Annotated in this window: 9 protein-coding genes; 6 read left to right on the top strand and 3 right to left on the bottom strand. The window is 71.4% G+C overall.

Annotation, left to right across the window (positions count from 1 at the left end; genetic code table 11):
* Nucleotides 1-127 precede the first annotated feature (127 nt).
* The 3 genes from ACFWY6_RS12165 (at nucleotide 128) to ACFWY6_RS12155 (ending at nucleotide 5,095) form a co-directional block, all read left to right on the top strand.
* The gene (locus ACFWY6_RS12165) at nucleotides 128-829 is read left to right on the top strand and encodes a FadR/GntR family transcriptional regulator (protein ID WP_384688161.1); all 702 of its coding nucleotides are present in this window, start codon (nucleotides 128-130) and stop codon (nucleotides 827-829) included.
* A gap of 122 nt (nucleotides 830-951) precedes the next feature.
* Nucleotides 952-2,574 carry a PucR family transcriptional regulator gene (locus ACFWY6_RS12160; protein WP_384688159.1) on the top strand — a complete coding sequence of 541 codons (1,623 nt, stop codon included), beginning with the start codon at nucleotides 952-954 and terminating at the stop codon, nucleotides 2,572-2,574.
* Between the two features lie 61 nt (nucleotides 2,575-2,635).
* Entirely contained in the window at nucleotides 2,636-5,095 is a 2,460-nt protein-coding gene (locus ACFWY6_RS12155) for a SpoIIE family protein phosphatase (protein ID WP_384688157.1), read from the top strand.
* On the opposite strand, the gene ACFWY6_RS12150 is transcribed toward ACFWY6_RS12155, so the two are convergent.
* Nucleotides 5,052-6,494: an NAD-binding protein gene (locus tag ACFWY6_RS12150; protein ID WP_384688154.1), complete on the bottom strand. Its 1,443-nt coding sequence runs from the start codon at nucleotides 6,492-6,494 to the stop codon at nucleotides 5,052-5,054. The genes ACFWY6_RS12155 and ACFWY6_RS12150 overlap by 44 nt on opposite strands.
* A 483-nt stretch (nucleotides 6,495-6,977) precedes the next feature.
* Between ACFWY6_RS12150 and ACFWY6_RS12145 the strand changes: the two genes are divergently transcribed.
* Nucleotides 6,978-8,432 carry an amino acid permease gene (locus tag ACFWY6_RS12145; RefSeq protein ID WP_384688151.1) on the top strand — a complete coding sequence of 485 codons (1,455 nt, stop codon included), beginning with the start codon at nucleotides 6,978-6,980 and terminating at the stop codon, nucleotides 8,430-8,432.
* A 3-nt stretch (nucleotides 8,433-8,435) separates the two neighbouring features.
* Nucleotides 8,436-8,660: a hypothetical protein gene (locus tag ACFWY6_RS12140; protein ID WP_266872725.1), complete on the top strand. Its 225-nt coding sequence runs from the start codon at nucleotides 8,436-8,438 to the stop codon at nucleotides 8,658-8,660.
* Here the strand turns inward: ACFWY6_RS12140 and ACFWY6_RS12135 are convergent.
* The gene (locus tag ACFWY6_RS12135) at nucleotides 8,605-9,543 is read right to left on the bottom strand and encodes a GNAT family N-acetyltransferase (RefSeq protein WP_384688219.1); all 939 of its coding nucleotides are present in this window, start codon (nucleotides 9,541-9,543) and stop codon (nucleotides 8,605-8,607) included. The genes ACFWY6_RS12140 and ACFWY6_RS12135 overlap by 56 nt on opposite strands.
* 189 nt (nucleotides 9,544-9,732) lie before the next feature.
* Between ACFWY6_RS12135 and ACFWY6_RS12130 the strand changes: the two genes are divergently transcribed.
* Nucleotides 9,733-10,119 carry a hypothetical protein gene (locus ACFWY6_RS12130; RefSeq protein WP_384688148.1) on the top strand — a complete coding sequence of 129 codons (387 nt, stop codon included), beginning with the start codon at nucleotides 9,733-9,735 and terminating at the stop codon, nucleotides 10,117-10,119.
* Between the two features lie 75 nt (nucleotides 10,120-10,194).
* Here ACFWY6_RS12130 and ACFWY6_RS12125 read toward each other — a convergent pair whose 3' ends face one another.
* On the bottom strand, nucleotides 10,195-13,218 hold the full coding sequence (locus tag ACFWY6_RS12125) for an alpha-mannosidase (RefSeq protein ID WP_384688146.1): 3,024 nt from the start codon (nucleotides 13,216-13,218) through the stop codon (nucleotides 10,195-10,197).
* Between the last annotated feature and the right edge of the window lie 181 nt (nucleotides 13,219-13,399).

The raw sequence follows: 13,399 nt of genomic DNA, 5'->3' as shown, positions 1-13,399 counted from the left end.
AATATTTATCAGACCACTTGGCGCTCACAACACCCCTCGTCGCCAACTTTCCCCGCTTTCAGGCCGTAGTGGTCGGACCACATCTCTGGTTAGACTGCGGCGCACTCAGCCAGTGGAGGAGCGTCACGTGGACCAGACCGCCCCGCAGAAGGGCACCGTGACCGGTCGGGCCATCGAGCAGATCAAGGCCATGATCGGCGAGGGCCGGCTCGAACCGGGTGAACGGCTGCCCACCGAACGGGAGTTGGCGACGCAGCTGGGCATCTCGCGCAGTTCCATGCGGGAGGCGATTCGCGCCCTGACCGTGATGGGCGTCCTGGAGGCCCGGCACGGATCGGGCATCTACGTCACCCAGCTGGAGGCCGGGGATCTCCTGGAGACCTTCGGGGTGGTGGCCGATCTGTCGCGCGGGCCCCGGCTCGTCGAGCTCCTCGAAGTCCGCCGGGTCCTTGAGTCCACCGCGACGGCGCTGGCCGCCGCGCGCATCTCGGCCGACCAACTGGCCGATGTGGAGAAGCACTTGGAGGCGATGAACGCCACCGACGACCCCGAGGAGATCCTCTCCCACGATCTGGCGTTCCACCGCACCATCGCCTTCGCGGCCGGCAACGACACGATGGCCGCCATCCTGGAGGGCCTCTCCTCACGCACGTTCCGCGCGCGGGTGTGGCGCGGCTACCAGGAGGAGGGCGCGTTCGAGCGGACGCGCCGGGAGCACGCCCGCATCCACCGGGCGCTGGTGGCCCGCGACCCGGAGGCGGCACGGGCCGCCGCCGCGGCGCATGTGGGCGAGGTCGAGGAGTGGCTGCGGGCCCAGCTGGACGAGTAGCGGGATTCCCCCTGCCGGTCATGACGTGATCGGATGCTTGCCGTGACGTGATGTGCGAGTGCTCTCATCAGGTCATCCTCGCCATGAGGCCAGGCAACCCGACCCGAGCAGAGGCGCCGACGATGGAATCACCCGCCGCGGGACCACCCACCGCCGGCATCAGCCTGCGCCAGCTGCTGATGTCGCTCGGCGAGCCCCTGGTGGAGCTGCAGACCGCACCCGCGGGCCTTGACGTCGAGATCCGCAGTGTGGCCCTGCTCGATCCCGAGGATCCGCCGGTCGCCCACGCCGGGGAGCTGGTGCTCGCCATCGGTGTCCGCGGCCGCGCCGCCTTCCCCGCGCTGCGGGCGGCCGGGCGCGACGGAGCCGCCGCCGTCGCCGTCAAGGTGGACGCTCCGGGACAGGCCGCCGCCCTCAGCGAGACCGCAGCCGATGCGGGGGTCGCGCTGCTTTCGGTGCGTGGCGAGGCGCGCTGGGACCAGGTGGACGCGATCGCCAGGGCCGCCCTCGACGACGCACCCGTGGACGGCTCCACCGAGGACGCCGATGAGGGCGACCTCTTCTCGCTCGCCCAGACCACCGCCATGCTCACCGGCGGCATCGTCAGCATCGAGGACACCGCCAACCGGGTCCTCGCCTACTCGCGCTCCGCCGACCACGACGGGGCCGACGACCTGCGGCGGCAGTCCATCCTGGGGTGGCAGGGCCCGGAGGCGTATCTGGCGCGGCTGCGCGAATGGGGTGTGTTCCAGCGGCTTCGCACCTCCGACGACGTGATCAATGTCGACAGCCACCCCGAGTTGGGGATCCGCCGCCGGCTCGCGATCGCCATCCGGTCAGGGGACCGGCAGCTGGGCACCATCTGGGTCCAGGAGGGATCGACGCCGCTGACCGAGCGCTCGGACCAGGCGCTGCTCGGCGCGGCCCGGGTCGCCGCGCTCCACCTGGTGCGCCGCCGCCGGGAGCTCTCCGCGGACGTGACGCTCGCCCGCACCCTCGCGGCCGGGCTCCTGGAGGGCAGCAGCGGCCCGCAGCCGCTCGCCGCCCATCTGGGCCTCGACGCCGCACGCCCGGCCGCGGTCCTCGGCTTCTCGTACGGGGCGACCGAGGCCACCGGAGCCGAGCTGGCCCGCGCCGAGGTCACCAACCTGATCTCGGTGCACACCGCAGCCCGGCACCGCGCCGCCCTGGTCACGGAGGGCGATCACCGCATCTACGTCCTGCTCCCGCAGCTGCCGCGCAGCATCGACATCGGCACACTGCGCGGCTGGGGGCAGGACATCGCCGACACCGCACGCCGCCACCTGGGCCTGGCGCTGCGCGGATCGGTCGGCTGCATCGTGCCTGGCCTCGGCAAGGTCCCCCAGTCGCGCCGGGAGGCGGACCGGATCCTCGACGCCATGGTGAACGCCGATGTCGCCACCACGGTCGCCGCGCTGCCGGACATCCAGGCGGAGGTCCTGGTCAGCGAAGTGCTCGCGCTGCTCGCCGACCGCCCCGACATGCGGGACCCCCGGCTGACCGCCGTGACCGCCCATGACAGCCGGCATCAAGGGCGCCTTGCCGAGTCGATCCTGGCGTACCTGAACGCCTTCGGCGATGTGCGGGCGGCCGCCGCCCAGCTGCATGTGCACCCCAACACCGTGCGCTACCGGATCGGCCGGGCCGAGCAGCTGACCGGTCTCGATCTGAGCCGTCCCGATCAGCGGCTGCTCGCCATGCTGCAGCTGCGGCTTTCCGGGTGATTCTCACTAGAATGTGCACTATGCGCAGTTGAGATGACGGGCTGATGACGGGCTGGCGAAGATGACCTCGGAGAATGCCCTGCCGGACGGCTCGGACCGAGCATGCGACATCGCCGGCGCCGCCATGGCCGAACTGGACGCTGCGGGAACCGTCATCGGGTGGACCAGGGCGGCCGAGCGGCTGCTCGGCCATCCGGCGGAAGAGATCCTGAACCGTCCTGCGGCCCAACTGCTCGCGATCCCCGGGGACGAGGCACGCGCGGCCGCCGTCGCCAACTGGTGCCGCGCCGCGGACAGTTGGAGCGGCTCGGTCGCGGCGCGCCACCGCGACGGCCGGAGCGTGCAACTCGCGGTGCAGGTGACGCCGCTCGTCGACGCGGCGGGACGGGAGCGCTGGTCCGTCCTCGCGCTCAAGGAATGGCGGGTGCCGGGCGGCGGGGTGAACCAGCTGATGCTGGAGCCGTTCCTCGCCCACGCACCCGTCGGCATGGCCGTGCTGGACACCGATCTGCGCTACGTCTGGGTCAACGACGTACTGGAACGCCTGATCCCCCTGGAGCGCCGGCTCGGCCGGCTGGTGAGCGAGGTGCTGCCGAAGCTGGAGGCCGAGGCGTTCGACGCGCGGATGCGCCATGTCCTGGAGACCGGGTCCCCGGTCATGGAGTACGAGTTCCGCAGCCCCACGTACGCGGACCCCCACGAGGAGCGCGTCTACTCGGCCTCGTTCTTCGGCCTGGAGGACCCGCACGGCCGGCGCGTCGGCATCTGGTACATGGTCATCGACATCACCGAGCGCTGGCAGGCCCAGGGGCGCCTTGCCCTGCTGAACAACGCCGGTGCGCGGATCGGCAGCACGCTGGATGTCACACGGACCGCGCAGGAACTGGCCGATGTCAGCGTGCCGCCGCTGGCCGACTTCGTCACCGTCGACCTGCTGGACTCGGTCATCAGCGGCCAGGAGCCGTTGCCCGGCCCGGTCGACGGCGCACCCGCCCTCCGCCGGTCGGGCCAGGGGTCGGTCCGTGCGGGCTGCCCGGAATCCAGCCGGGCCGTGGGGGAAGCCGTCCCGCGCTCGCCCTCGTCGCCGATCTCCCGCTGCCTCCTGGAGAGCCGGTCCCTGGTCGAACCGATCCTTGACGCGGCCACCAGCGGATGGGTCACCGACGACCCGGCGCGGGCCGCCGACATCCGCGACTTCGACTTCCGCTCGGTGCTCGTCGTGCCGCTCCTCGCGCGCGGTGCCACCCTGGGCGCCGCGACGTTCGTACGGTCCCGGCGGCTCGGCCCGTTCGAGGAGGGCGACATCCAGCTCGCCGAGGAACTCGTCGCCCGCGCCGCGGTGTGTGTCGACAACGCCCGCCGCTTCACCCGCGAGCGCACCGCGGCCCGTGTGATGCAGCGCAATCTGCTGCCGCACGACCTGGCCGGGGGATCCGCCGTCGACGTGGCCTCGTGGTACTTCCCCGCGGACGCCCCGAGCGGTGTCGGCGGGGACTGGTTCGACGTGATCCCGCTGTCCGGGGCCCGCGTCGCCCTGGTCGTGGGGGACGTCGTCGGACACGGCATCAACGCCGCGGCCACCATGGGACGCCTGCGCACCGCCGTGCAGACGCTGGCCAACCTGGATCTGCCGCCCGATGAACTCCTCGCCCGCCTCGACGACCTGGTCATCGGGCTCGTCGAGCAGCACGGCTCCGACGAATCGGCGGGTGCGGGGAACGAGAGCGTGGCCGCCACCTTCACGGGTGCCACGTGTCTGTACGCCGTGTACGACCCGGTGAGGAGGCGCTGCACGCTGGCCAGGGCCGGCCACCTGCCGCCCGCGATCGTCACCCCCGACGGCGCCGTCGACTTCCCCGACCTGCCCGCGGGACCGCCGCTCGGCCTCGGGGCGCTGCCCTTCGAATCCGTCGAGCTCGAACTGGCCGAGGGCAGCCTGCTCGCCCTCTACACCAATGGCCTGATCGAGACCTGCGACCGGGACATCGACGTCGGTCTCGCCCGGCTGAGCAACGCCCTGGCGGTGACCGGGCCGAACCTCGAGGAGATCGGCCGGAGCGTGGTCAAGGCGCTCCTCACCCGGTCGCCGTCCGACGACGCCGCCCTGCTGCTCGCCAGGACCCGCGCCCTCGGTGCCCACCAGGTCGCCTCCTGGGACCTGCCGTCCGACCCGGCCGTGGTCGCCGATGCCCGCAGCCTCGCAGGACGGCAGCTGACGGAGTGGGGCCTGGACGAGCTGCTCTTCACCACCGAGCTGATCGTCAGCGAACTGGTCACCAACGCCATCCGGCACGCCACCGGACCGATCACCTTGCGGCTGATCCGGCAGTCCGCCCTGATCTGCGAGGTCTCCGACACCGGCAGCTCCGCACCGCGCCTGCGGCACGCCCGCACCACCGACGAGGGCGGGCGTGGTCTTTTCATCGTCGCGCAGCTCACCCGGCGGTGGGGCACCCGCTACACGTCGACCGGCAAAATCATCTGGACCGAGCAGACGGTTCCACCGGACGACGCGGTGTGAGCGCGCCGCAGAGCACGGCTCGCCCGCAGTCGTCCCGGGCCGGGACCGGCCAGGCGACAAGGCCGCGACCGGGCAGGTCGACATGGTCGCAGTCGGCGTCGGCCACGACCCGGCGGGGCCTGGCGCCGGTCAGGTGAGCGGTCACGTACGCCGCGCTGGTCCGGGTGATGTCGCGGGTCAGACCGAGAGGAAGCAGCGAGCGGGTCTCGGCGATCGCCTCGTCCTCGCCCGCCCTGAGCACCACCCGGACATCGGGTGCCACGCCATGGGCGGCGACCGCGACGGCGATGTTGTCCAACTCCTCGGAGCCGACCGCGGCGAGTGCTTGGGCGCGCCCCAGACCGAGCCGTGCGAGCACCGCACGATCCTCGCCGTGCGCGAGCACCACCGGGATGCCCATCGACCGTGCGAGGCGGAGATTCGGGGCGGCCGGCTCACGCTCGACCCCGATCACCGGCACGCCCAGCTGGCGCAGCGTCTGGCACAGTCGCAGGCCGACCTGGCCGAGCCCCACCACGATGACGTGCCCGGCACGGGGCAGCACCCGAGGCCCCAGGACCCCGACAAGGCGCGGCCCGAAGAGCCGGTCGACGATTCCCGCGGTCAGCAGGGCGGTGAAACCCACCGTGATCAGCATCGCCGCCCCGGAGACCCACTCGTAGACGGGATGGCCGTCGTGCGGGGCTGCCGGGCCGACGCCGCTGACGACCCGGGCGGCTTCCAGGAAGGCGGTACTTGCCGGCTTGTGGAAGACGGCGACCAGCCACAGCCAGTCCAGCGTGAGGACCGTCGCGATGCCGAGCAGACCGATGAGCAGCAGACGGGCGTCCGCGTCGTGGGGCTGCAGCTGACCGCGCAGCCGCCCCGACAGGGCTCGCCGGCGCGCCGCGGGAGAGGGCCGCCATGGCGTCTCGACAAGGCGGCCCTCGCGTCGGCGGACCGCCACGGGGCCGTTCCCGTCATCCCATACGGCGAGTACGTCGCGGGCATCGGGGTCGACGCACAGGCCGGCCAGGGTCGGCGCGATGAGGTCGGCGGGTGAGACCGGCTCGCAGCGGCGCAGCAGGGCCTTGAGCTGCTGCGCCACGGTCCGGTCGAAGACCGTGACGACGATCCGGACGGTGCTGCTGACGTGCCGTACCGCAAGCGCGTAGCGGAGCGCGGCGAGGTCGTCGCCCACGAGGACGGCCACGCGGACCGGCCGGGCGGCGAGCGCCTGCCGGAGGTCCTGGTCGTCCGGCGCGGCGAGGTGGTCCACCGGGTGCCCGCTCTCCCACAGGGCCGCGCAGACCCGGCGGGCCAGCGGGGTCGCCCCGATCACCACGATGCCGTCGGCTGTCCCGTCCGCTGTTTCGTCCGCTGGCCCGTCCGGCTGACCCGGCATGTCGTCCCCGTGCATGGAGCCCCCTTGATCGACGCGTTCGGGGGGTGGTCTGGAGCCACTCACGCTAGGCCGGGGCCGGGACGAGGCCCTTGTGCTGCGGGCCAAGGAATGCCCCGCGGCCCTGTCCGGCCGACCAGCTGACGTCACGGCCGGGGCCCGCGCACGGGCGGCCCCATGGTCCCCGCGCATCCCGGATTCGGCATTGGCCGACCGGCCAGTGATCGAGGGGGGTTTTGTGGCCGTTCACAAATAATCCACCTCATCTCTCCGCATACGCTGTCGCAAATCCATTCCGGCCAGTGACGCGGCTCACCTCTCACAAGGAGGCGGCGCGAAGGGCTCAAGCGCGGCAGCCGTCACGTCCCCATCCCCCTGCCCCGCGCCGGAACACGGAGAGCGCGGCCCGCTCCCGCCTTGTCACCGAGGCGATGTGCCGCCAAGGCGATCCAGCACGTAGTCACCCCTCGCACGACCCGTCCCAACTCACTGGATGTCGAGATGACTTCACTTCCCCCTGCCCCCGCGGACTCCCCTCCCGCTCCCCCTGGGGACCGCACGGCTCCGCACGATGCGGAGCTGCGGTCCGGCCTCAAGAACCGCCATCTGTCCATGATCGCCATCGGCGGTGTCATCGGAGCGGGCCTGTTCGTGGGCTCCGCCTCCGGCATCGCCGCCGCAGGTCCCGGCATCCTGCTGTCGTACGCGCTGGTCGGCACCCTGGTCGTCATGGTGATGCGGATGCTCGGCGAGATGGCCGCCGCCGACCCGACATCGGGGTCCTTCTCGGCGTACGCGGACCGGGCGCTCGGCCGCTGGGCCGGTTTCTCCATCGGCTGGCTGTACTGGTTCTTCTGGGTCGTCGTGCTCGCGGTGGAGGCCACCGCGGGTGCCGTCATCCTCAACGGCTGGATGCCGGCCGTCCCTCAGTGGGGCTGGGCGCTCATCGTGATGACCGTCCTCACCGCCACCAACCTCGCATCGGTCGCCTCCTTCGGCGAGTTCGAGTTCTGGTTCGCGGGCATCAAGGTCGTCGCCATCGCCGCCTTCATCGGCCTCGGCGCCCTGGCGATCTTCGGTGTGCTGCCCGGCTCGGACAACGCCGCCACCGGCTTCGGCAATCTCACCTCGCACGGCGGATTCCTGCCCCACGGCCCCAGCGCCGTCCTCACCGGCGTACTGATGGTCGTCTTCTCCTTCATGGGCAGCGAGATCGTCACCCTCGCCGCCGGTGAGTCCAAGGACCCGCAGCGCGCCGTCGCCAAGGCCACCAAGAGCGTCATCTGGCGGGTCGGCGTCTTCTACCTGGGCTCGATCCTCGTCGTGGTCTCGCTGCTCCCCTGGAACGACCCCTCGATCGAGAAGAAGGGCTCGTACGTCGCGGCCCTCGACTCGATCGGCATTCCGCACGCCGGCCAGGTCATGAACGTCATCGTCCTGACCGCGGTGCTCTCCTGTCTCAACTCCGGGCTCTACACCGCGTCCCGCATGGCCTTCTCCCTCAGCCGGCGCGGTGACGCCCCGAAGGCCTTCGCCCGGACGAACGGCCGGGGCGTCCCGCAGGCCGCGATCCTGGCCTCCGTCGTCTTCGGCTTCGTCGCGGTCGGCTTCAACTACCTGTGGCCGGACACGGTGTTCCAGTTCCTGCTGAACTCCTCCGGCGCGGTCGCGCTCTTCGTCTGGCTGGTGATCTGCTTCTCGCAGCTGCGGATGCGCGGCATCATCCTGCGCGAGAACCCGGAGAAGCTCATCGTCCGGATGTGGCTCTTCCCGTATCTGACGTGGGTCACCATCGCGATGATCTCGTTCATCCTGGTCTACATGCTCACTGACGACAGTCCGGGCGGCGGTCGTATCCAGGTGTTGCTGTCCGTGCTCCTCGCGGTGCTGGTGGTCGGCGTCTCGCTGGTCCGCGAGCGGTGGCGTGCACAGGCACGCCGCCAGCGGCATCATTGACATATGTCAGGACATGCCCCTGTGGTCGTGCACCCGCCGTCGCCGGACGGTGGCCGGCGGGTCACGATCCGCGGTGAAGACGTGGGAACGGCCTTCTACCTGTTCGATGTGCTGGAGTTCCTGCGCCGGGCGGGCCTGCCCGAGGCCGACACGGCGATCGACGACCCGGAGCTCATCGAGTGGCGCGGGGCCGGGCCGCAGGCCTGGGGTCCTGAGAAGAGTCCGTGACCGGCAAGGGCTTCTCGAACCAGTGATGGGCGTACGGCTCGTCGTTGAAGGCGGCGACCTCCTGGAAACCGGAGGAACGGTACAGGCCGATCGCGGCACTGAGTGCCTTGTTGGTGTCCAGGCGCAGCGCTTCACAGCCGTGCCGGACGGCCCGCGCCTCCAGGTCGGCGAGGAACCGGCGGGCGAGGCCGAGCCCCCGCGCGTGCGGCGCGACCCACATGCGTTTGATCTCGGCCGGGGCGCCGGGCGGCAGCTTCAGACCGGCGCAGCCGACGGGCTCGCCGTGCGTCCGCGCGACGAGGAACAGGCCGTGCGGCGGCCGGAGTTCACCGGCATCGGGCAGCAGGCTCCGCTCGGGGTCGAAGCCCGTGTCGAAGCGCTCCCGCAGCTCGGCGAAGTAGGACAGCAGGCAGTGCCGGGCGTCCGGGTGGTCCGGGTCGACGACGTCGAGCGTGACCGTGCCGGCGGTCAGCAAGCGGTCGACCTCAGCCATGGCGGCCACAAGACGGGCGCGCTGATCGGCGTTGAGCGGCTCCAGGATGGCGCCCGCAAGCTCGTCGCTGCTGTCGTCGAGCAGGGCACGTTCCGCGAGGCCCGCTTCGGTGAGCCGGACGGTGCGCACCCGCCTGTCCCGGGGCTGCGGCTCCACCGCCACGAGCCCGTCGGCCTCCAGTGAGCGCAGCAGCCGGCTCACGTAACCGGAGTCGAGCCCGAGGCGCTCGCGCAGCCGCCGTACGTCCTGGCCGCCCGCGCCGATCTCCCAGAGCAGCCGGGCCTCGCCGATGGGCCGGTCGCGGCCCAGGTAGCGGTCGTGCAGCACGCCCACACGCTCGGTGACGGTGCGATTGAACCTGCGCACCTGTTCGATCTGCCCCTGGGGCATTTCGCCCGCCGCGCCCGCCGGGTCCACTGGGTCCACTGGGTCCACTGGGTCCATTCTCTGACTTTAGTCAGAGAACACCGTGAGGCGCCAGCAGGGATGCGCGTAACTGACGATCTTGCCTCGCGTTGGTCTGCCGGGGCCCGGCGATTCCGTCGCGGGCCATGACGAAGGATTGAGGGGCTTTCCACCATGCACGAGATCACCAAGAAGCTCGCCACCTGGATCGCGGCAGCGGCCGCCGCACTCGGCTGCGTCATCGCCGCGGGCCCGTCGGCCGTCGCCGAAGGCAAGTGGTGCAACCACTCGGTCTGCATCCAGACGTACGACTCAGGGACCTATCTGGGCCGGGTGGAGGTGTCGGTCATCAACACCAACCAGCCGCACCGCATCCACGCACGCGTCTGGACCACCAACGGCTGGAGCGCCAACACCAAGACGGAGGACGTCGCCGCGTTCCGGACCTACCGGGACCAGGCCTACCCCCAGCGCCACTTCCCGGCGGGCACCCGGCTGTGCGCGGAGGGCTTCCGCGGCGGCGAGAGCGTGGGCCTGCCCTGCGTGACCATCACCGGCTGACCGGCCAAGGCCGCCGGAGGGGCGGTCGTCGCCACCGCCCCTCCGGCGGCCTTCAGCAGCGGGATCGCCTGCGGATCACGCCCTGGTCAGCCGCAGCGTCACCAGCTCGAACGGCCGCAGCCGCACCGCGACGCCCTCGCCCGCCCGCTCCGGGGACGGGGCGTCGGCCAGCGGACGCTCCAGCAGGTCCGTCACCGTCACCGAGCCGATGCCGAAGCCCGCCGTCAGCGTGGCCCGCGCCCGGCCGCCGCGCGATTCATGGAAACGGACCACCACGTCACCGCTGCCGTCGTCGGCGAGTTTGACCGCGGTGACGACGACCGCGTCGTTGTCGACGGTCACCAAGGGGGCCACCTCCGCGCCACCGGCGATCCGGCGCTCCGGAAGGTTGATCCGGTACCCCTCCCGCACGGCGTCGCCGATCGCCGCCCCCGGCACCAGCGCATGCCGGAACCGGTGCACGCCCTGGTCCGTCTCGGGGTCGGGGAAACGGGGGGCGCGAAGGAGCGAGACACGCACGGTCGTGGTCGTCCCGGCGTCCGGCTCCCGGACCGTCCGCGTCACGTCATGCCCGTACGTCGAGTCGTTGACCAGCGCGACACCCCAGCCCGGCTCCTCCAGGTGCACGAAGCGGTGGTTGCACGCCTCGAACTTGGCGGCCTCCCAGCTCGTGTTGGTGTGCGTGGCGCGGTAGAAGTGGCCGAACTGGGTCTCCGACGCGTACCGCTCGGCGTGGATGTCCAGCGGAAAGGCCAGCTTCAGGAACTTCTCCGTCTCGTGCCAGTCGACCTCGGTGTCGATGTCCAGGCGCGCGGCGCCGGGCGCCAGGGACAGGACCTGCGTGAGCTTCGAGTCCCCGAAGACGCGCACGACACGGACCGAAGCGCCGCCGTCCCCCGGCACGACCTCATCCGCCTCGGTGAGATCGGTGACGGTGTTGCGGTAGAACTCGTCGACGTCCCACGCGTCCCACATGTTCGGGAAGTCGGCGTGGATCTGCGGCAGGTTCGCCACCTGGCCGGGTGCGACGGTCTCCCGGTCGGCGGCGATGTCGTACGCCGAGACGATGAGCCCGCGGGCGTCGATCTCGACCCGCAGCAGACCGTTGTCCAGGACGTAACCGCCGTTTGCCCGCGAGGCGATCGCCGACTGCCCGTCGACGAGGGCGGGGCGCGCGCCTCCCGCCGGGACGCCGTCGCGGGTGTGCGGGGTGGAGTTGAAGACGAGGGTTCCCGTGCCGCCGTCCCCCGCAAGCGCACGCTGGGCCGCGTCGATGATGCCGTTCAGCTCGTCGGCGACCGCCGCGTAGGTGGCCCGCGCCTCCCGGTGCACCCAGGCGATGGACGAGCCGGGCAGGATGTCGTGGAACTGGTGGAGCAGGACCGTCTTCCAGATCCGGTCCAACTGCTCGTAGGGGTAGTCGAATTCGGCATCGCGCACGGCCGCGGTCGCGGCCCACAGCTCGGCCTCCCGCAGCAGATGCTCGCTGCGGCGGTTGCCCTGCTTGGTGCCGGCCTGGCTGGTGAGGGTGGCACGGTGCAGTTCGAGGTACAACTCGCCGACCCAGACAGGGGCGTTCGGGTACTCGGCCGCCGCCTTCTCGAAGAAGGCCGCGGGGGTCTCCCACTCGACGGTCGCCGAGCCCTCCAGGTTCCGCAGCCGTCCCGCCTTCGCGATCATCTCGCGCGTGGTGCCACCGCCTCCGTCACCCCAGCCGGTCGGCGCGAGCGAGTGCCGGGCGACGCCCTTGTCCTTGAAGTTCTTCGCCGCGTGGGCGATCTCGCTGCCCTTCATGGAGCAGTTGTACGTATCGACGGGCGGGAAGTGCGTGAAGATCCGGGTCCCGTCGATGCCCTCCCAGTTGAAGGTGTGGTGCGGGAAGCGGTTGGTCTGCGACCAGGAGATCTTCTGCGTGAGCAGCCACTTGGCGCCCGCGGCCTTGATGATCTGCGGAAGCCCGGCCGCGAACCCGAAGGTGTCCGGCAGCCAGGCCTCGTCGTTCTCGATGCCGAACTCGTCGAGGAAGAACCGCTTGCCGTGCACGAACTGACGGGCCATCGCCTCGGAGCCCGGCATGTTCGTGTCCGACTCGACCCACATGCCGCCGGCCGGCACGAACCGCCCGTCGGCGACGGCCTTCTTGACCTTCGCCCACACCTCGGGCCGGTGCTCCTTCACCCACGCCCACTGCTGCGCCTGCGACATGGCGAAGACGAAGTCCGGTTCGTCCTCGATCAGCGCGGTCATGTTGGAGGTCGTACGGGCGACCTTCCGCACCGTCTCGCGCAGCGGCCACAGCCAAGCGGAGTCGATGTGCGCGTGGCCGACGGCGCTGATGCGGTGCGCGGAGGGCTCGGCGGGGGTGGCGAGGACGCCTTCGAGTTCGGCGCGGGCGGCGGGTGCGCTGCCGTTGACGTCCTGGAGGTCGACGGCGTCGAGGGCGCGGCCGATGGCGCGCACGATGGCGTAGCGGCGTGCGGAGTCGGTGGGCAGCTCCGCCATCAGCTCGCCGAGGACCTCGAGGTCGATGACGAGCTGCCAGACCGTCTCGTCGAAGACGGCGAGGTCCATGCGGGCGAGGGTGTACTGGGGCTCGCTGCCGGCCGTCTCCTTGTCGCCGAGCTGAGTGGGCAGGAAGGGGTGGTAGTCGAGGATGACGGGGTTGGAGGCGGCCTCGATGTGCAGGTGCACGTCCTCGCCGCCGGTCGCCGGGGCGGCGATCCTGACCCACTGGTTGCGGGGGTTGAGGCCCTTCACCGGGGTGCCGTCGGGGCGGTAGACGAGGCCTTCGCACTGGAAGCCGGGCATGTTCTCGTCGAAGCCGAGGTCGAGGACGGCCTCGACGGTCTTCCCGGCCCACTCCTGGGGGACGGTGCCGGTCACCCGGAACCAGCTGGTGGCCCAGGGGGCGCCCCAGCGGGCGCCGACGGTGGTCGGCTCGGGGGTGGCGGCGAGACCTTCGGCGACGGGGACGGGTTCACCCGGGGCGGTCCATACGGCTACGTCCAGGGGGACGGATTCCGGGTATACGGCGGGGCGGATGCGCTCGTCGAGGACACGCTTGAGGCGGGCTTCGATGAGGGTGCGGTCGTCGTGCATGTGGGTCTCCCGGTGGGGTGTTGGGTGCGGGTGCGTGGGTGGGCCCTGCGGGGCTTCTTTCCCCAACCCCGCCCCTTCCCGAAATTTCCGGCTCCGCCGGCCGCGAGGTGGCCGTAGATCACCGGCTCCGCCGAGTTCGTCCTCAATCGCCGGACGGGCTAGAGATTTCACAGGAATGTTG

Origin of the sequence: Streptomyces sp. NPDC059037, from assembly GCF_042740015.1 — a bacterium.
Lineage (GTDB): Bacteria > Actinomycetota > Actinomycetes > Streptomycetales > Streptomycetaceae > Streptomyces.
The sequence above is the reverse complement of the archived record's forward strand: the minus strand, read 5'-3'. Positions and strand labels throughout refer to the sequence as shown.

Bases quoted from the DNA above. Each gene is read 5' to 3' on its own strand.
- ACFWY6_RS12140 (WP_266872725.1), top strand. From the start codon at position 8,436: ATGTCAGGACATGCCCCTGTGGTCGTGCACCCGCCGTCGCCGGACGGT.
- ACFWY6_RS12155 (WP_384688157.1), top strand. From the start codon at position 2,636: ATGACCTCGGAGAATGCCCTGCCGGACGGCTCGGACCGAGCATGCGAC.
- ACFWY6_RS12160 (WP_384688159.1), top strand. From the start codon at position 952: ATGGAATCACCCGCCGCGGGACCACCCACCGCCGGCATCAGCCTGCGC.
- ACFWY6_RS12135 (WP_384688219.1), bottom strand. From the start codon at position 9,543: ATGCCCCAGGGGCAGATCGAACAGGTGCGCAGGTTCAATCGCACCGTC.
- ACFWY6_RS12125 (WP_384688146.1), bottom strand. From the start codon at position 13,218: ATGCACGACGACCGCACCCTCATCGAAGCCCGCCTCAAGCGTGTCCTC.
- ACFWY6_RS12130 (WP_384688148.1), top strand. From the start codon at position 9,733: ATGCACGAGATCACCAAGAAGCTCGCCACCTGGATCGCGGCAGCGGCC.
- ACFWY6_RS12145 (WP_384688151.1), top strand. From the start codon at position 6,978: ATGACTTCACTTCCCCCTGCCCCCGCGGACTCCCCTCCCGCTCCCCCT.
- ACFWY6_RS12150 (WP_384688154.1), bottom strand. From the start codon at position 6,494: ATGCACGGGGACGACATGCCGGGTCAGCCGGACGGGCCAGCGGACGAA.